General features: G+C 72.3%; 17 protein-coding genes. 5 read left to right on the forward strand and 12 right to left on the reverse strand.

Features of this window, described 5'->3' with window-relative positions:
* Positions 1–663: 663 nt before the first annotated feature.
* The 7 genes from ACQEVB_RS35765 to ACQEVB_RS35795 form a co-directional block, all read right to left on the reverse strand.
* A complete protein-coding gene (locus ACQEVB_RS35765) occupies positions 664–1,188 on the reverse strand; it encodes a phage tail protein (protein ID WP_432982495.1) in 525 nt (174 codons plus the stop codon).
* Positions 1,185–1,358, reverse strand: coding sequence for a DUF6760 family protein (locus tag ACQEVB_RS35770; RefSeq protein WP_432982498.1), 174 nt, complete (start codon positions 1,356–1,358; stop codon positions 1,185–1,187). The genes ACQEVB_RS35765 and ACQEVB_RS35770 overlap by 4 nt, the downstream gene beginning before the upstream one ends.
* A complete protein-coding gene (locus ACQEVB_RS35775) occupies positions 1,355–1,732 on the reverse strand; it encodes a hypothetical protein (RefSeq protein WP_432982501.1) in 378 nt (125 codons plus the stop codon). Before ACQEVB_RS35775 ends, ACQEVB_RS35770 begins: the two co-directional genes overlap by 4 nt.
* A complete protein-coding gene (locus tag ACQEVB_RS35780) occupies positions 1,723–2,160 on the reverse strand; it encodes a phage tail protein (RefSeq protein ID WP_432982504.1) in 438 nt (145 codons plus the stop codon). Before ACQEVB_RS35780 ends, ACQEVB_RS35775 begins: the two co-directional genes overlap by 10 nt.
* 1 nt (position 2,161) lies before the next feature.
* Positions 2,162–3,169 carry a phage tail sheath family protein gene (locus ACQEVB_RS35785; protein WP_432982507.1) on the reverse strand — a complete coding sequence of 336 codons (1,008 nt, stop codon included), beginning with the start codon at positions 3,167–3,169 and terminating at the stop codon, positions 2,162–2,164.
* Positions 3,170–3,239: 70 nt separating this feature from the next.
* Positions 3,240–4,427 carry a phage tail sheath family protein gene (locus ACQEVB_RS35790; RefSeq protein WP_432982510.1) on the reverse strand — a complete coding sequence of 396 codons (1,188 nt, stop codon included), beginning with the start codon at positions 4,425–4,427 and terminating at the stop codon, positions 3,240–3,242.
* 4 nt (positions 4,428–4,431) lie between these two features.
* Entirely contained in the window at positions 4,432–5,013 is a 582-nt protein-coding gene (locus ACQEVB_RS35795) for a DUF4255 domain-containing protein (protein WP_432982513.1), read from the reverse strand.
* A 128-nt stretch (positions 5,014–5,141) separates the two neighbouring features.
* Here ACQEVB_RS35795 and ACQEVB_RS35800 point away from each other — a divergent pair, with 128 nt between their 5' ends.
* On the forward strand, positions 5,142–7,403 hold the full coding sequence (locus ACQEVB_RS35800) for an eCIS core domain-containing protein (RefSeq protein ID WP_432982516.1): 2,262 nt from the start codon (positions 5,142–5,144) through the stop codon (positions 7,401–7,403).
* A gap of 130 nt (positions 7,404–7,533) precedes the next feature.
* Positions 7,534–9,459, forward strand: coding sequence for an eCIS core domain-containing protein (locus ACQEVB_RS35805; protein ID WP_432982519.1), 1,926 nt, complete (start codon positions 7,534–7,536; stop codon positions 9,457–9,459).
* A 13-nt stretch (positions 9,460–9,472) separates the two neighbouring features.
* Here ACQEVB_RS35805 and ACQEVB_RS35810 read toward each other — a convergent pair whose 3' ends face one another.
* The 3 genes from ACQEVB_RS35810 to ACQEVB_RS35820 form a co-directional block, all read right to left on the reverse strand.
* A complete protein-coding gene (locus ACQEVB_RS35810; protein WP_432982522.1) occupies positions 9,473–11,464 on the reverse strand; it encodes an ATP-binding protein in 1,992 nt (663 codons plus the stop codon).
* Positions 11,461–12,411: an AfsR/SARP family transcriptional regulator gene (locus ACQEVB_RS35815; RefSeq protein ID WP_432982525.1), complete on the reverse strand. Its 951-nt coding sequence runs from the start codon at positions 12,409–12,411 to the stop codon at positions 11,461–11,463. Before ACQEVB_RS35815 ends, ACQEVB_RS35810 begins: the two co-directional genes overlap by 4 nt.
* A gap of 264 nt (positions 12,412–12,675) precedes the next feature.
* Positions 12,676–13,284, reverse strand: coding sequence for a TetR/AcrR family transcriptional regulator (locus tag ACQEVB_RS35820; RefSeq protein WP_432982528.1), 609 nt, complete (start codon positions 13,282–13,284; stop codon positions 12,676–12,678).
* 56 nt (positions 13,285–13,340) lie between these two features.
* Here ACQEVB_RS35820 and ACQEVB_RS35825 point away from each other — a divergent pair, with 56 nt between their 5' ends.
* Positions 13,341–14,774, forward strand: coding sequence for an MFS transporter (locus ACQEVB_RS35825; RefSeq protein ID WP_432982531.1), 1,434 nt, complete (start codon positions 13,341–13,343; stop codon positions 14,772–14,774).
* 6 nt (positions 14,775–14,780) lie between these two features.
* Here the strand turns inward: ACQEVB_RS35825 and ACQEVB_RS35830 are convergent, their stop codons facing one another.
* On the reverse strand, positions 14,781–15,629 hold the full coding sequence (locus ACQEVB_RS35830) for an intradiol ring-cleavage dioxygenase (protein ID WP_432982534.1): 849 nt from the start codon (positions 15,627–15,629) through the stop codon (positions 14,781–14,783).
* A 460-nt stretch (positions 15,630–16,089) separates the two neighbouring features.
* Here ACQEVB_RS35830 and ACQEVB_RS35835 point away from each other — a divergent pair, with 460 nt between their 5' ends.
* Together ACQEVB_RS35835 and ACQEVB_RS35840 are read left to right on the forward strand one after the other, a co-directional pair.
* On the forward strand, positions 16,090–16,251 hold the full coding sequence (locus ACQEVB_RS35835; RefSeq protein WP_432982537.1) for a hypothetical protein: 162 nt from the start codon (positions 16,090–16,092) through the stop codon (positions 16,249–16,251).
* Between the two features lie 161 nt (positions 16,252–16,412).
* Entirely contained in the window at positions 16,413–16,754 is a 342-nt protein-coding gene (locus ACQEVB_RS35840; protein ID WP_432982540.1) for a hypothetical protein, read from the forward strand.
* On the opposite strand, the gene ACQEVB_RS35845 is transcribed toward ACQEVB_RS35840, so the two are convergent.
* On the reverse strand, positions 16,745–17,293 hold the full coding sequence (locus tag ACQEVB_RS35845) for an Lrp/AsnC family transcriptional regulator (protein WP_432982543.1): 549 nt from the start codon (positions 17,291–17,293) through the stop codon (positions 16,745–16,747). The genes ACQEVB_RS35840 and ACQEVB_RS35845 overlap by 10 nt on opposite strands.
* Positions 17,294–17,322 lie beyond the last annotated feature (29 nt).

Raw genomic sequence — 17,322 nt, forward strand, 5'->3', positions numbered from 1 at the left:
TCGGTGGGAGCGCTGCGCTCGGAGAGGATGCAGCGCGCGGTCGGGAGGCAGTCCTCCCTTGGGAGGCAGCGCTCCCATCTGATGCAGCACTCTTTTGCGGTGCAACTCTCTTCTGGAGTGCAGCGCTCCACTCAGCCGTAGCGCCCTCCCGGAGTGCTGCGCTCTCGTGCACCGCTGCGCTCAGCCGGGGTGCGGCGACCTCGGGGAAGGCGAGGGCGGCCGGGACAGCGGTACCGTCCCGCGGCCCGGTCGGGCCGGCCGGTCGGGCACGGCCGGACGTTCCGACGTTGTCCGGTGCGGCACCGCGTCGGGGCGGGGCGACCGGGTTCGACGGTGGTTCCGGTGGAGCGGGGGTTGCGCCCGGCGCCACCGCTGCGGCGGGGACGCGCACGACCGGGCCGTCCGTGCCCACAGGCCCCGCCACGGCAGGTACGGCCGGCGGCACCGGCACCGCGAAGACGATCGGCAGCGCGGGACCGGCGGCGTCGTCCGGAACGTGCCGGGCGGCGAGGTCGGCGAGCGGCAGCGCGGGCAGCATGCGGTCGCGGCGGACCGCGATGCGCCGGGCCGGGTCGCGGCCGACGACGCCGGCGCGCTCGACCCGTCCTCGCAGCCGTCGCACCAGCCGCGGGTCGGGCACCCAGCCGGACGAGGTCGAACCGGTCACTGCGCGGCCAGCCGGGCGGCCTCGTAGCCGAGCGCGGCGGCCTGGCTGAGCAGCGGCTTCGTCAGCCCCTCGTGCACGAGCTCGACGGCCTCGAAGCCGACCTCGCCGGAGCGGGCGTCGAACGTCGGGCCGGTCCAGCGCACGGGCAGGGCATTGCTGAAGTTCCACCACATGACGGGGATCTGCCGCGGGTCCAGCAGCATGATCGTGCCGTTGCGGCGGTGGATGACGCCGCGGACGGTGTCGTCGTACCAGTTCCACAGCGTCGAGAGCGCCGTGAGCCCGTGCCGCAGCGTGAGCGTGCCGGGGTTCGCGACGGTCGGCAGCTTGTGCGTGAACCCGTTGACGCCGCCCTCCCGGTACGGCTCGGTCTCCAGCTCCGCCTCCAGGCCGTTGACCTCGCTGAACCCGCCGACGAGCAGCCCTTCCACCTCGACGGCGAAGTTGAACGTGGTGAACGGCTGCAACGGCCGGACGCCGGGCACCCAGTTCAACCCGATCGCCATCCCGGACGAGATCATGTCCGGCCTCCTGCCTGCTCGTTGATCCGCTGGTTGATGCGGGCGATCTCGGTGACCCACCGCTGCCGTTCACGGTGGTCCAGCTGCATGACCTCGTCGTGGGCCCAGTGGAAGTGATAGGCCACGTACGCCACCTCCTCGTGCAGCTGATCCGCGGGGTAGCGCGTCATTCCCCCAGGCCGACCTCCACCTCGAACGCGCCGGCGCAGTGCGGGCACTCGACGGTGAGCCTGCTGTCGCCGGTGGCGTTGATGCGCTGGTAGAAGTCCTGCAGGTAGGCGAGGTCGGCCGCGTAGAGGTTCTCGACGGTCGCGGTGCTCACGTGCTCCAGCTCGCCGAGCCGGGTGATCACCCGGGCCAGCAGCACGATCACCAGGTAGCCGGGGTTGGTGCGCACGCGCGGGTCGCGCAGCGGCTCGATCTCGTCGAACGCGGTCGCCAGGCGCATCCGGCCCTCCTGGTGGACGCGCCCGTCCGGCATCGCGAGCCCGCGGGGGAGCCGGAACGCGAACTCGGTGAGCGTCGGTGCCGCGCTCAGCTCCACTGATCGACCTCGACGCGCTCGCAGGCCAGCGTCAGCTGCTCGATCGCGACCTCGTTGGACGACGCCGACAGGCTGGGCCCGCTCCACGACTTCGGCCAGCAGTCGAAGAGGTTCCAGGTGATGCGGGCGTTGCCGAGGTCGTCGAGGAGGGTGATGGAGATGTCGTGCCGCTCGACGGCGCCCTTCATGGCCTTCTCCCGCCACTCCCAGAGCTTGCGGTCGCTGGTGAAGCCGCGGGAGAGCGTGATGTCGCCGTAGGTGTTGAGGCCGGGGATCTTGCGCACCGCGAGGTTGCGGTCGGTGCCCTCCCGGTACTCGCCGGCGTCCTGGCTGGTCTCCAGTCCCGAGCACTCCCGGAACCCGGCCCGGGTGATGCCGTCGAGCTCGACGGAGAAGTTGTACCCGGCGTACGGGTCGACCCTTGCCATGTCAGTCCTCCTGTCCCGGCATGCGGAGCTCCACCCCGCTCGCCCCGTGGATCACCCGGATCACCACGAACTCCGCCGCCACGCTGGGCGCGACGCCGACCTCCGTGACGACCATGCCCGCCTCGACGACCTCGGGCGGGTTGGTCTGCTCGTCGCAGCGCACGGAGAACGCCTCCTCCGACGTCCGCCCGCGCAGCGCGCCCTGCCGGTGCAGGCCGTCCAGGTAGGCGCCCACTTCACGCAGCACCCGCACCCGCAGCCGCACATCGTGCGGTTCGTGCACCATTCCGGCCATGAACAGTTCCAACCATCGTGCGATCGTGACGAGCACGCGGCGCGCGGACAGGTCGCGGGCGGCCGGCTCGCCGGAGAGCGTCCGCGCTCCCCACGCCCGCACCCCGCGCCCGCGCAGTGCCCGGATGCAGTTCACCCCGCCCGCGTACAGGTCCCCGACCTGCGCGGCGTCGAGTCCGACCTCGACGTCCCACACGTCGGCCAGCTCCTGGTTGGCCGGTGCCTTGTGCACGCCCACCTCGCGGTCGCCGCGCGAGGCGATCCCGGCGATGTGCCCGCACGGCGGCACCGGACCGTCCACGACGAGCCACGGGTGGTAGAGCGCGCCGTACGCTCCGTCGGGCCCGGTCAGCGCCGCGGCCTGCGCGGCGACGTTTCCCGGTGGCCGGACGGCGTCGAGCAGCGCGACCCGGTCGCCGCGCGCCGCGCAGTGGGCGAGGACCGCCCGCTGGCCGGCGATCGTGTCACCGCCGGCTGCGAGATCGGGTGTGCACACGAGGTCGATCTCGTCCAGGTCGGCGATCGCGTCGAGCCCCGCGTGCAGCGACGACGTGCGCACCACGTGGCACACCAGGCCGCCGCAGGCGAAGAACCCGCGCACCGCGCCGGCCAGCGGGCTCGGACCGGGCCCGTAGAGCTGCACGAACTGCGGCCACGTCGCCACCCGCTGCGGCGTCCACAGGCCCGACGCCGCGGCGCCGAGGAACACGGGCACCCCGGTGAGCAGGCTCGGCGGGGCTGCGGGAAGGCGTCGACGCGGTGGACGCCGGGAGAGCTGAAGGGCACTACTCGCTGCCCGACCACTGGCTGACCCGGAACACCACGAACTCCGCCGGCCGCACCAGCGCCACCCCGATCTCGGTCACCACCTGGCCCAGCTCGCGCACGGCGGCGGGGTTGGTGGTCTCGTCGCAGCGCACGAAGAACGCCTGTTCAGGGGTGGCGCCGAGCAGTGCCCCGTCGCGCCACACGGTGGTGAGGAACGCGCCGACGTTGCGCCGGATCTTCGACCACAGCTCCGGCGCGTTCGGCTCGAACACCACCCACTGGGTGCCCTCGTCGATGGACTCGCGCAGGAAGTTGAACACCCGCCGCGAGCTCACGTAGCGCCACTCGGCGTTCTCCTTGCCGGCCAGCGTGCGCGCCCCGTAGATCGTGGTGTTGCCGCCGAACTGGCGGATCACGTTGATGTCGTCCGGGTTCAGCCCGGCCTGGCCCTGCTTGCCGACCGCCGTCTCGACGCCGAGCGCGCCGCGGATCACCTCGTTCGCCGGGGCCTTGTGCACGCCGCGCTCGGTGTCGACGCGGGCGTAGACGCCGGCGATGTGGCCGCTCGGCGGCACGTACACCGGGGCGCCGTCGTCGTCGCGCTCGCCGACGTCGATCCACGGGTAGTAGATGGCGCCGTAGCTGGAGTCGCGCACCGCGCCCTGGATCGCGGACTTGGTGAGCGTGGTGGTGCGGCGCCCGTCGAGGATGGCGAACCGGTCCTGCAGGTAGGCGTTCTCGCAGTGGTCGAGCAGGGCCACCTGCACGGCGTCGCTGGTGGAGCCGGGGACCGCGACGATCGCGATCTCGTCGATCGTGGTGAAGCCCTCCAGCGCGCCGATCAGCGCGGCGTCGGTGTCGGACGCGACGCGGGTGACCCAGCAGCGGCCACCACCGTTGTTGAAGAACCCGTAGACGGCGTGGGCCAGCACCCGGTTGCCGTCCTGGATGTCGCCGAACGCCGTGACGAACGCGTGCCATCCGTCCACCAGCTGCGGCTCCCCGGCTGGGGCGAGCGGGTAGCGGTCGGCGGGCTCTGGCGTGTCGTCGGCCGTCACGCCGGTGCGGCCCGGCTGCAGCGGCAGCTCGACGTCGTCGTCGACCACACCGACGAAGCCGGCCGTGCTCGTCCCGACGCCGGCGATCGGGCGGATCGCGGACGGGACCTCCTCGACGTACACGCCGGGCGCCAGGTACTGCGGCATCGGTTCAGCTCCTCAGGCTCAGGTTCGTGACGTGCTCGGTGACCTCGGGACCGACCTCGACGGGCTCGGCGACCGCGACGGAGAGCGTCACGCCGTAGTGCAGCGTCGCCTTCGGCTTGCCGCCCATCGCCTGCCAGAACTCGCCCATGCTCTGCAGCTGGCCCTCGCCGACGATGCGCGTCGGCACCGGCGGCTCCTGCCCCTGCAGCTCGCCCTTCAGGTAGCGCTCCGGGATGCGCCGGTGCCGCAGCAGGACCGTGAGCACCGCGCCGAGCAGCTTGTGCTCGTCGCGGGCCGGGTCGGGTGCGCCCTCGCCGGGCCAGGCCGTGATCAGGTACGAGCAGTCGACCCGCACGGGCGGGCGGGTGCGGGTCGTGACGCCGTCGGCGCGCTGCTCGGTCTCCCACACCGTCGACCGCAGCTCGGTGTTCTCCCGCACGTCGTACAGGAAGAACGCGACGGCCGGCAGGTTGACCGTCGACGGCGGGAACTGGTCGTCCGGGCCGGCGAAGCTGACCGCCACGTCGGGCAGCCCCAGCTCGCCCTGCAGCAGCGCGGCGAGGGTGGCGTCGAGATCGTGGAACACGCGCCCCCCTCCGTCCCGGCGTGACCGCGGAGGTATATCCGGCCGCTCGTCGCCGCAGCGTGCGTCGCGGCGTCTCGGGGGCGTCTCACGGCATTGCGCAGGCCACGAGGCACCCGCATGCTCGGCTGGTGCGGGCTCCAGCGTTCGACGTCGCGGCTCCGGTCGCCGCCACCGTCGGGGCTCCGCTCCGGCGCCCGGCGGGCCGTGGCCGCCCCCTCGACCCGGCCGTTCGTGAGCGGATGGCGGCGGCGTTCGGGACGGGGTTCGACGCGGTGCGGGTGCACACCGACGGCGCGTCCGACGCGTTCAACCGGGAGGTGAGTGCGAGCGCGTCGACGCTGGGCGACCACATCTACTTCCGGTCCGGTGCCTACCAGCCGGGGACGGGTGCGGGGCAGCGGTTGCTGGCGCACGAGCTGACCCATGTGGTGCAGCAGCGGGGCTCGAGGGGTGGGGCGCCGCGGCTGGGTCCGATCGGTGGGACGGCGGAGGCGCAGGCGGACGCTGCGGCGGCGCGGGTGGCCGCGGGCGGGAGCGTGGACGCGGGAGCGCTGGCCCCGGTCGCGGCCGGCACGGTGCAGCGCAAGTACCTCGACGCGGCGTCGTTCCGTGAGGGGTGGACGGCCTTCTACGAGGACACGAAGAGCCGGAAGTCGACAAACCCACGCCACAACCGCGGGCAACTCGCCAAGTACGACAGCCTCCTGCAGGACATCTACGCGGCCGACCCGGCCCTTCCCCAGTACGGCAGGTTGCTCGACGATCTCGAGGAGTTCGTACAGCAGTCGAAGTACCTCAGTGACTGGGCCAAGGGGACCGACACCTTCGACCGGCGAAGGTCGGCGTTCCTCCTGCTGCTCCGGGAGATCGCCGAGGCGCGCAGCCGTGCGGGGTGGAAGAAGGCACCATCGACCACCACGACCCCGCAGGTCCACGAGTCGCCGTCGCAGTCGGACACGGGGTCCATGGCGACGTTCCTGAGCGTCCCGCCGGACGACCACTGGTCGATCGTCCATCCGGAGGAGCCCGAGCCGATCCCTGGGATCCGGATCCCGGAAGAGGAGCCGGAGCCGGAGTTCTTCGTCGACCTGGAGCCGGCGGACGGATCCCAGGCGGCGCAGGTGTCGGACCTGCGAGCGCTCGCCGTCGAGCTCCCGTATCTGACGCTGCAGCAGCTGCGCGCGCAGCGGGCCTGGCAGCTGGGCTCGCCGTCGCAGCTCGACGCGCTCTACCGCACGCTCGACGCCGCCCTCTATCTGGAGCGGGTCGTCGGTCTCGACACCAGATTCATCGACCAGTGCTACCCGATCGAGATCAACGGCCTGTGCCACGCCAGTCTCGCCCTCCGAGCAGGACAGCCCCACCGGGCGCAGGCGATCTTCGACATGCTCAATCCCCCGTCGAAGGCGACCGGTCACGAGCGGCCGAAGGGCTGGCGGCCCGACGGGTTCGACATGGTGCGTCCGGGCGTGATCTTCGACATCAAGCGGGACAGGGCTGACATGCTCAGCGCCCAACGTCAGCTGATGGTCCACCACGCGCAGGACATCGGCGGGCTCTACGGGCAGCTCATGACCTACAAGCCCTACAGCCCGACGAAGGGGAACGCGCCGCTGACGGACGCCGAGGCCCGGCAGGGCGCGCGCTACTTCAACGCGGCGGAGCTGCGCGACTGGGGCACCTTGATCACCTACGGCGACAAGGGCTTCGCGCCGCTGAAGGACGCGAAGGAGCTCGGCGCCAAGGACGAGGCGGAAGAGTACGACACGGCGAGCGCCAAGCGGCAGGAAGCCAAAGGGCTGGCGCCCAAGCCGAAACGAAAGGCCCTCGAACCCGACGAGGTCACGGCCCTGCGCATCTACACGGCCGACGAGTACCGCGAGATCAACGCGGTGCTGCGCGACTTCCGCATCGGCAACCCGACTGCGAACTGGTTGAAGTACAGCGCGATCGCCCGGCTGGCGATCTCCGGGCTGTACAAGCTGCCCAAGGTCCGCAACACCGTCAGCTACCGCGGCGACGATGACCTCTCCCACTCCGGCAACAACCTCCTGCTGCAGCGCGGCAGGAGGTTTCACACCCCCTTCTTCTACAGCACATCCGTCGCCCCGGGAGCCGCCTTCCCCGGCGCGCTCGGCTACGTGTTCATCAACAGGAAGCGCGGTCGGGACGTCTCGCCGTTCTCGGCCGTCCCTGGCGAGGGCGAGATCCTCATCCCGCCGGGGACGCCGTTCGAGGTCATCGAGGAATGGCGCTACGACTCTCAGACCTGGCTGTGGAGAGAGGCGGGCGGCGCCGTCGGGCTCCGGGGGTTCGCGAAGCTGATCGAAAAGGCGCCGCCCAACCACTACAAGCGCACGACGATCCTGGTCCTCAGGGAGATCGTCTGAGAGCTCCGGCGTCGCGACAGTGACCGTGCGGAGGGCAAGCCCGGCCGCTCGCCGCTGCAGTGTGCGTCGCGGCGTCTCGGGGGCGTCTCACGGCATTGCGCAGGCCACGAGGCACCCGCATGCTCGGCTGGTGCGGGCTCCAGCGTTCGACGTCGCGGCTCCGGTCGCCGCCACCGTCGGGGCTCCGCTCCGGCGCCCGGCGGGCCGTGGCCGCCCCCTCGACCCGGCCGTTCGTGAGCGGATGGCGGCGGCGTTCGGGACGGGGTTCGACGCGGTGCGGGTGCACACCGACGGCGCGTCCGACGCGTTCAACCGGGAGGTGAGTGCGAGCGCGTCGACGCTGGGCGACCACATCTACTTCCGGTCCGGTGCCTACCAGCCGGGGACGGGTGCGGGGCAGCGGTTGCTGGCGCACGAGCTGACCCATGTGGTGCAGCAGCGGGGTTCGGGCGGTGGGGCGCCGCGGCTGGGTCCGATCGGTGGGACGGCGGAGGCGCAGGCGGACGCTGCGGCGGCGCGGGTGGCCGCGGGTGGGAGTGTGGATCCCGGGTCGCTGGCCCCGGTGGCCGCCGGCACGGTGCAGCGCCGCTACCTCGACCGGGACGCGATCACGGGCCGCCGGAATTGGATCACCGACACACCGAGCGAGAAGGACGGCTCCGTGAAGTCCCGGGGAGCTCTCGACACCGTCGACCGCCTGCTGCGGAAGGCTCTCGCGGCGAAGGGTTACCACCGGTGGCACGAGCTGCTGATCAGGCTGGACACGGCCCTGGAAGACACGGCCTACTACGCGCAGAGCGTCTTCAAGACGAGGGAGCACTTCACCCAGCGCGAGGCAGCCGTGCAGCGCCTGCATGGGGAGATCTACGCCGAGCTCCCCTCGGACCAGCCGAACGTTGCCGCGCTCCAGGTGGTCGGGCTCGCTCGGGAGTACCTGGAATCCCTGCCGTCCGGGCAGCTGGACGAGCTGTACACGGCGCACGCAGCGCTGGCGAGGAAGGACTGGCAGCAGGCACAACTTTCTCTGGACACGCTCAACCCGCCCGTCATGAACCCGGCGAGAGCCAAGCGAGGAAGGCTGGGTTGGCGGCGCGAGGAGTACAAGAGCGAGAAACTCGCAGAGTTAGGCGGGCGTTTCGATTTCGAGCGGACGCGGGACGACATGATGGCTGCGCAGCGCCAGCTGCTCGCCTATCACGCACCCACGATCGGCGGCACATACGCGACCCTCATGAGCTACAAGCCGTACAAGGCCAAGCCTTTGAAGGCTGAGGTTCGCAAGCGCATCGGCGACAAGTACCTCAACCCCGATCGGGTGCGGAGATGGCGCTACCTCGAGGATCCTGGACAAGGGGGTGCGCCGACGCTGGACTCCGCGACTGCCGAGACGGCCCCCAAGATCCGTGATGAGTACACGATGGCGAGCGCCACCCGGATGGCGGAGCAGGGGAGGTCGAAGAAGGGGGCCAAGGAGCTCCTCACGCGCGAGGAGATCGCCGCGTTGCGGGTCATCACCGGCGACTCCTACCGGGAACTCAACGCGGTGTTCCGCGACTTCCGGGTGCACGGCCACACAGCGAACTGGGTCGCGTACTCCAACATCGCCAAGCTCGCGGTGTCCGGGCTGGGGAAACTGCCCAAGCTCCGCGGGAACACGATCACCTTCCGCGGGGACTACGACATCGACCACGGCGGCCACCAGGGCGTGCTGAAGCAGGGCGCGATCTTCCGTTTGCCCAACTTCTACAGCACCACCAGGGATTGGATCGCTGCCTTCCCCGGGACCCTCGGATACGTGTTCCACAACAAGCAGGCCGGTCGGCACATCCGCGATCTGTCGACCTCCCAACACGAGGACGAGGTTCTGATCCCGCCCGGTACGCCGTTCAGGATCACGAACGTCTTCCGGCGGTTCGGCGACGAATCGTGGCGCAGTGACGACGGACTGGACCTGACCGCCGCCGCGCCCGCCGTCCGGCGGCTTGCGAAGAACCCGATGAGGCGGCGGCAGGTCGTGATCGAGCTCGAGGAGATCGTGCGGACGCCCGCCGGCTGACGCGTGCAGCGGCTCAACTGCCCAGCCCGACCGGCAGGTCCACCGTCCCCAGCTTCCGGTACTCGCGCCCCGCGGCGGCGAGGACGTGCGCCATGGTGACGACCCCGCCGTCGGCCGCCGCGCGGAAGGCCGCGGCGAGGGCGATGTTGTGGATGTTGCCACCGGCCAGTGCCACCTCGCGGGCCAGCAGCTCCAGGTCCAGGTCCGCGCGGGGCACGCCCGCCGGCCACACGCCCTGCCACAGGCGCAGCCGGTCGGCGGCGTCGGGCAGCGGGAACTCGACGGTCGCGGCCAGCCGGCGCGTGAAGGCATCGTCCATGTTCTTGCGCAGGTTCGTCGCGAGCACGACGACGCCGTCGTGCGATTCGAGGCGCTGCAACAGGTAGCTGGTCTGGAGGTTGGCGTAGCGGTCGTGGGCGTCGCGCACCTGGGTGCGCTTGCCGAAGAGCGCATCGGCCTCGTCGAAGAACAGCACGGCGGTGCCGCCGGCGGCCGCGTCGAAGACCTTCCCGAGGTTGCGCTCGGTCTCGCCGATGTACTTGCTGACGGTCGCGGCGAGGTCGACGACGTACAGGTCGAGCCCGAGGTCGCGGGCCAGCACGCCGGCGGCCATCGTCTTGCCGGTGCCGGGCGGGCCGGCGAACAGCAGCGTCACGCCCTGCCCGCCGGCCGCCGAGCCCGGGAAGCCCCACTGCTCGTGCACGACGGCGCGGTGGCGGACCTGGTCGGCGATCTCGCGCAGCTGCGCGGTCCGGTCCGCCGGCAGCACGACGTCGGCCCAGGTGTGGTGACCATCCACACGGCGGGCCAGCCCGTCCAGGGCCAGCCTCGTGTGCTCCCGTGCCGCGGCCCCGACGTCGTCGGCGGACGGTGTGGCCGCTCCGCGGGCCCGGCCGATGGCGGTCGCTGCGCCCGCGATCGCGTGCACGCGGCCCGCGCCGATCCGGTAGCGCGCCGCCGCGGTCTCGGCTGCGGGGCCGAGCGCGTCCGACCACAGCCGGACCCGGTCCGCGTAGCCCGGCGCCGGCACCTCGACCGGGACGACGCCGAGCCGCGGCTCGTCGGGCGCCCACGCCGCGCGCGTGCAGACGATCACGGGGCCCGGGTGCTCGGCGAACGCGTCGAGCACGACGCGCCGCCGCTGGTCGGACGCGAGGAGCTCGTCGAACTCGGCCCAGCACGGGACAGCGCCGTCCAGGAGGGTCTCGCGGTCGATCGCCCGCAGCAGGTCGGGCAGCGCGTCCGGCGGGGTCGCCGCGACCTGCGCGCTGTCGACGGTGAGCAGCGCCGCGCCCCACTCTGCGGCCAGCGCCGCGGCGATCGCGCCCCGTCCGGCACCGGGTGCTCCGCGCAGGTGGACCACCAGGTCGGCGGCGGGCCGGGCGGCCAGACCCTTGAGCGCGGTCGCGACGGGCTCGGGCAGCACCAGCTCGCCCAGCCCGGCGCTCGGCAGCTCGACCCGGCACACCGCCGCGAGCGCGGGGTCGGGCGCATCCTCCTCCAGCAGGAACCCCGCGACGCGCCGCTCCAGCACCACCGCGACGCCCGGCAGGGCAGCCGGGCGGTCGGGCTCGACGAGCCGGACGAGCCCGTGCCGGCGCAGCGGCGCGTCGGCGGCGAACCGTCGCCGCCCGGCCAGCCGGGCGGGCAGGTCGCGGCCGCACAGCAGGTCCAGCAGCAGGCCGACGCTGGGGTGTGCCCGTTCCGCGTCGTCGTGCAGGAGCGCGTACCGCCGGCCGTAGGAGGCGTCGACCTCCGCGGCGAGGCAGGCCACGACGACGTCGACGTCGAAGGCGGCCAGCCCGAACATCTGCCCCAGCACCACCAGCCGCAGCGGCGCCTCCGTCGCGGCGACGGCGGTGTCGATGTCGGCGGCGAGCTGATCGACGTCCGGGGTCGAGATCGATGCCTCGGCGGCCGCGAGGTGCCGCAGCCGGGCGTCCAGCAGCGCGAACTCGGCCGCGAGGTGGTCCGTCGACCCCGTAAAGCCCACCGGCTCGGTCACTCCGGGCGCCGCAGCGCCGGGTGCCGCGTCCGGGGGACGTGCCGCCCGGCCGGTTCGGCGGGGCGGCGCAGGTTGCGCGCGACGAGGTCGTGCAACGCGTCGACGCTCGCCTGCAGCATGCCCAGGCGGGCGTCGATCTCGGCGACGAGGGAGTCGCCGTCCTCGGTCGGACGCGCCGCGTCGCGGACGGTGCGGCCGGCGCGGATCCGGTCGCGCAGCGCCGTCGTCGCAGGCGACGGCGCGACGTTGAACTCCTCGTCGAGCAGCCGTGCGCACGTCTCGAACTGGCGCAGCGCCGCGCCGCGGTCGCCGATCGCGGCGTAGAGCCGCATCAGCTGGCGATGTGCCGGCTCCCGGGCCGGGTCGTGCTGCAGGACCGCCCGGACGTGGTCGATCCCGCGGGCGTGCAACCGGTGCGCCTCGCAGAACGCGGCGAGCTTCTCCAGCAGGGCGACGAGGATCTGCCGGCGTCCTTCCCGCTGGTCGACGCACCAGTCGTGGTACCAGGCGGCCATGAGGTCGCCGCGGTGCAGGTTCACCGCCCGGTCGAGGTCACGGATCTGGCCGGCGTCGAGGTCGCCCGCCGCGACGTCGCGGGTGCTCCGGTAGACGGCGTCGACGACGTGGACGTCCACCCACCACCGCGACGGCGTGTCGAGCTGGATCCACCGCGGGTCGCTGATCACGAACTTCTCGGCGGGGCTGGTCGCGCAGCTGCTGAGCACGGTGCCCAGCCGCCACAGCGTCTGCCGCAGGTACCGCCGGGCGACGGCGCGGGTCGTGTCGGGCCACAGGGCGTCGGCCAGCGTCTCGCGGGTGTGCGGCCGGTCGGCGTGCACCAGCAGGAAGCAGAGCAGTTCGAGGGCCTTGGTGGAGGAGAAGGCGAGGGGGCGGTCACGGTGGGTGATCTGGATCTCACCGAACAGCCGCACGTGCAGGTCACCCAACGCAACTCCCCGGATACGCGTGTGGGTGATTCTGGGGCCTGTCCGGAGGGCCGAGAAGGGCTTTCCCGACGTCTCACCCGAAGCGATGCGCAGCCGCGGATCGCGCGGGTTCGGGGCAGGCGCGAATGGAGCACCCGCCGTCCGCGCACACGGTGATCCGGGGCCGGACTCCGGTCAGCGAGCCTTCCGTACCGCCGACCGGGTCGGGCGGGTGGCTCGATCGGGTCGGATCTCGACGCGGCCCTGCGACGGAGGGTTGCGGGCTCAGCCGGCGACCCCGCCACGCAGTGCACTGAACAGCCGGGTCACCCGGGCACGATGATCGTCGAGCAGCTCTTCCGGGGCGGCGCCGGCGAGCCGCCGTCGCGCCGTCGCCACCAGCACCGTGGCGTAGCCGGCGACGAGGAAGGCGGCGAGCAGGGCCGCGTCGCCGTCGAACGCCGGGTCGCGGTCCAGCTCGTCGGCGAGGGCCTCCTCGATCTCAGCTGCGATCTCTCGTGCGCGCGCGATCAGCGCCGGCGACGCGGCGACGGTGCGGAAGAAGGGGAGGGAGCGTTCGTCGAGCCCGGAGAGCGGGTGCCGGGCCTCGGCGAGCCGCTCGGTGGCGTGCTGCAGCGACGCCAGCACGTCGACGCCCGGGCCGCGGTCCCGCACAGCGGCGCGCACCAGTTCGACGGCGTCGTCCTGGCGGTCGAGGAACAGGTCCTCCTTGCGCGGGAAGTGGTTGAAGACCGTCACGCTCGAGACGCCGGCGGCGCGCGCGATCTCGGCGACGGTGACCGCGTCGTACCCGCGCTCGACGAACAGGCCGGTCGCGACCTCCAGGATCCGCGCGCGGGTCTGGGGGCCGCCGCGTGCTCCGGTCCGGGGCATCCGAGCTCACACTCCTCTATCTTGTATCACTAAATTTAGTCACTTAATCTAATCGCATGCCCGATCGACCCCGATCCTTGCGCGCCGCGTGGCCCGCCCTCACCGGCCTGTCCGCCGTGTTCCTGTTCGAGATGCTGGACAACTCGATCCTCACCGTCGCCCTTCCGACGATCGGGCGCGAGCTGCAGGCGTCGACGACGCAGCTGCAGTGGGTGACCGGCGCCTACGGCGTCGTCTTCGGCGGGTCCATGCTGGTCTTCGGTGCGCTGGCCGACCGGTTCGGCCGCCGCCGCGTCATGCTCGTCGGGCTCGTGCTGCTCGGCGTCGCGAGCCTGGCCACGGCCCTCGTGACCACTGCCGAGCAGCTCATCGCCGTCCGGGTCGCGACGGGCGTCGCCGCCGCGATGACGACCCCCGGCTCGATGGCGCTCGCCTTCCGCCTCTTCGACGACGACGGCCTGCGCGTCCGCGCGCTCAACATCATCTCGACCGTGGGCCTGGTCGGACTCGCCGTCGGCCCGACGGTGAGCGGGCTCGTGCTGGCGGTCGCGCCGTGGCAGGTCCTGCTGCTGGTGAACGTGCCGGTCGCGCTGCTCGCGATCGCCGGCCTGCGCGCCGGCGTCGCCCCCGACGTCGCGGCGGAGCTGCACCGCGATCCCGTCGACGTCGCCGGCGCGGTGCTCGGGACCGCGGCCATCGTCCTCGCGCTCGTCGCGCCGACGCTGTTCGTCGAGCAGGGTGCCGCCGCCTGGACGCCGTGGCTCGCCGCCGCCGGCGCCGCGGCGGGCGCCGTCCTGTTCGTCGTGCGGCAGCGCACGGCCCGTCACCCGCTGCTCGACCTGCAGCTCGTCGCCCGCCCGCTCGTCGCAGCCGGGCTGGCCTACCGCGCCGCCGCCGGGCTCGCCACCGCCGGACTCGGGTACGTGGTGACGCTGCAGCTGCAGCTCGACTGGGGCTGGCCGCCCGCCCTCGCCGCGATCGGCATGCTGCCGCAGGTCGTGGTGCTGGTCGCGGGCAGCGCGTTCGTCGGGCCGTTCGTGGAGTGGGCCGGGCTCGACCGCGCTGCATGGCTCAGCTCGGCCGCGATCGTGGCGGGGCTCGCCGTCCACGCCGCGCTGGGCCGGCTCGGGTACGTGTGGGTCGCGCTCGCGCTGGCCCTCGTCGCTGCCGGCATGCGGGTGGTCGGGGTCGTCGCCGGGACCAACGTCCTACGCGGCCTGCCACCGGACCGCACGACGATCGGCGCCGCGCTCGTCGACACCGCGGCCCAGCTCACCACCGGCATCGGCATCGCCGTCGCCGGCATCGTCCTCACCGCGATGGTCACCGGCGACATCACCGCGACGAGCTGGAGCGCGGAGCAGACCGCGCAGTTCCGCGACGCCGTCACGGTCGTCGGCATCGTCCTCACCGCCGTCGCGGCCGCGCTCGTCGGCTGGGCGTACACCCGGGCACGGGCGACCGTGGCCCCGCCGGCTCGGACGCCGTGAACCGGCCTATCGCGTCGTGGTGTCGACGCCGGCGGTCAGGGCGACGGTGTAGCCGGCGGTGGGGTCGCCGGTGACCGTGGCGAGCTGGTGGGCGGCGTTGTCGTCGCGGAACACGGTGTCGGACGCGAGCGTGATCCGCGCCAGGTTGGTGACCGACTGCTGGTAGCCGGGCTGGGCGTACACCGCCGTGCAGACGTCCTGGGGGAGCGCGACCTGGGAGGTGGCGATGGCGTTGTTCGCGTCGGTGATGCCGGCCTGGTTCGGGTAGACCTCGAAGTGGATGTGCGGCCAGCGGCCCGAGTAGCAGGCGGGGACGATGCTGGTGAAGCGGACCTTCCCGGCCGCGTCGGTGACCTGCACGCCGCGCAGGTAGTTCTCGTTCTCGACGCCGCTGGAGTACAGCGAGTACCGGCCCTCGCGGTCGCAGTGCCAGACGTACACCGCGACGCCGGCGAAGGGGACGTTGCCGCCCGCGATGTCGGTGATGGTCAGTTCCAGCGTCATCGGCACGCCCCCGGCGGTGGCGCTACCGGTGCCGAAGCTTGATCGGATGTCGCTGCGCACGATGCCGCTCTCGGTCAGGACGTTCGTGCCGTTCGAGCCGTCGCCGGGATAGGGACCCGCGGTCTCCTCCGGGATCTCGCCGGCGCTGGTGCTGCTGGTCCGCGCCGGAGCGGTGCTCGTACCGCAGGCGGCGAGCCCGACGGCGGCCGCACCCAGGCCCAGCGCGCGCAGCACCCGCCGTCGCCCGAGCACGGTGCCCAGGTCGAAGGCGAGACCCTGGTCCTGGACCTCCTCGCCGGGTCGCGGCAGCACGCGCCCCTCGTACCGGGCCGGGGTGTGGTCGGGATGCACGACGTTCTCTCCGCTCGTTCGGTTACGGCACGAACGTACGAGTCGGCGCTGGGTGTCGGGTGAGCGGTGGCTGTGCGTCTGCTGTGCCGGGGTCGTCCGTGTCGGGTTGCGGCGCGGCGTTGTTGCGGTGATCAAGGGCGGATTGTCGTAGATCAAGATCGTCGAGCGACGTTTTGCCCTTGATCACCAACCGGTCGGTCCGCGGTGACGGCGTTGTTGCGGTGAGAGGAAGCCATCGGCGGGGATGTCGTTGATCATGGGCAAAACGTCGCTTCCCAAGATCGAGCTACGACGGTCTGCCCATGATCAACCGCGGCTCGACCCCGCGGTGTGCGGGCGCTGCGGTCAGGCCACTACACGCGCACGACGCGGGACGGAGCGGCGTCGGACGCGGAAGAGCCAACAGGGTCTGATCAAGAGCAGAGATCATCGACCGGGATCGTCGGACGACGGTTTGCCCATGATCACCGAAGGGTGGTCGGGGGTGGTCTGCCCCGCGGGCTGTGCTGCTGCTGCGGTGATCAAGGGCAAAGCGTTCTCAACCGAGGTCGAAGAGCGACATTTTGCCCTTGATCACCGCGCCGCCCGCGCCCGCGCCGCGGCGCCGGCCCGACGTCGTTGATCATGGGCAAAACGTCGCTCCACAAGATCGAATCACGACGTTCTGCCCATGATCAACACGTGAGCGCCGGCCCGGCCGCGCCCGCCCGCCCGTGCCCGCCCGTGCCCGCCCGCCGCGCCCTTGATCAACCCTGAGCCGACCGGATCGGCGATGATGCCTCCGTGACGGTTGATCTCGACGGGCGCCGGTTCGCCATGGTGTCGTCCTCCGCGAGCGTGGTGGACCCGCTCTCGCCCACGGTGTTCGACTACCACGAGCGGGACGGCCTGCTGTGGGGCGAGTACCAGGGCGACACGGTCCGCATCGGACGGTTCGTCGGCACCCGCGACGGGGAGCGGATCTCGATCCGCTTCACCCACGTGGTCGACCGGACCGGCGAGGTGGTGGACGGCGCCGCGCACAGCCGCATCGAGCAGGGCGAGGGCGGGTTGCGGCTCGTCGAGGACTTCCGCACGGCCGACGGCGACCAGGTCAGCGTCTGCGCCGAGGTCACTCAGAGCTGATCCAGCGCGGGGTGCCCGTCGCCGGTCCTGATGAAGCGGGTCATGCCGACGGCCTGTGTGGGGGCGGCGACGTGCGGGACGTCGCCGGGCAGCAGGTAGGGCCGGCTCACCACCTCGTCCATCACCAGGACCGACTCGACGGCGCGGATCTCGGGCAGCACCGACAGCACGGTGGTGACGAACTCGTGCACCTCGGCGACGTCGCGGGCGCGGACGAGCAGCATCGCGTCGTGCTCGCCGGTGGTGACGGCGCAGTACTCGACCTGGCTCATCTCGGCGACGCGCACGCGGAACGTCGCCCACGTCTGCGGCCGCACGGTGACGAACACGAGCGTGCAGATGCCGAAGCCGACCCGGCGCGGGTCGACGCGCGCGCTGAAGCCGGTGATCACGCCGGCGTTGACCAGGTTCTCCACGCGCGTGTAGACGGTGGCCCGGGAGACCCCGACCTGTTCGGCCAGCGCCGACATCGAGATGCGGCCGTTGTCGCGGAGCCCGGCGAGGATCCGGTGGTCGACGTCGTCGAGCGGATCACCCATTCGTCCAGGAGGAGGGCTGCCGGACTCCT

The sequence above is a fragment of the Pseudonocardia sp. CA-107938 genome, from assembly GCF_050936315.1.
In the GTDB taxonomy this organism is placed as follows: domain Bacteria; phylum Actinomycetota; class Actinomycetes; order Mycobacteriales; family Pseudonocardiaceae; genus Pseudonocardia.

Excerpts from the sequence above, each read along its gene's own strand:
- ACQEVB_RS35765 (WP_432982495.1), bottom strand. The coding sequence starts at position 1,188 with ATGATCTCGTCCGGGATGGCGATCGGGTTGAACTGGGTGCCCGGCGTC.
- ACQEVB_RS35770 (WP_432982498.1), bottom strand. The coding sequence starts at position 1,358 with ATGACGCGCTACCCCGCGGATCAGCTGCACGAGGAGGTGGCGTACGTG.
- ACQEVB_RS35780 (WP_432982504.1), bottom strand. The coding sequence starts at position 2,160 with ATGGCAAGGGTCGACCCGTACGCCGGGTACAACTTCTCCGTCGAGCTC.
- ACQEVB_RS35790 (WP_432982510.1), bottom strand. The coding sequence starts at position 4,427 with ATGCCGCAGTACCTGGCGCCCGGCGTGTACGTCGAGGAGGTCCCGTCC.
- ACQEVB_RS35820 (WP_432982528.1), bottom strand. The coding sequence starts at position 13,284 with ATGCCCCGGACCGGAGCACGCGGCGGCCCCCAGACCCGCGCGCGGATC.
- ACQEVB_RS35825 (WP_432982531.1), top strand. The coding sequence starts at position 13,341 with ATGCCCGATCGACCCCGATCCTTGCGCGCCGCGTGGCCCGCCCTCACC.
- ACQEVB_RS35835 (WP_432982537.1), top strand. The coding sequence starts at position 16,090 with ATGATCACCGAAGGGTGGTCGGGGGTGGTCTGCCCCGCGGGCTGTGCT.
- ACQEVB_RS35845 (WP_432982543.1), bottom strand. The coding sequence starts at position 17,293 with ATGGGTGATCCGCTCGACGACGTCGACCACCGGATCCTCGCCGGGCTC.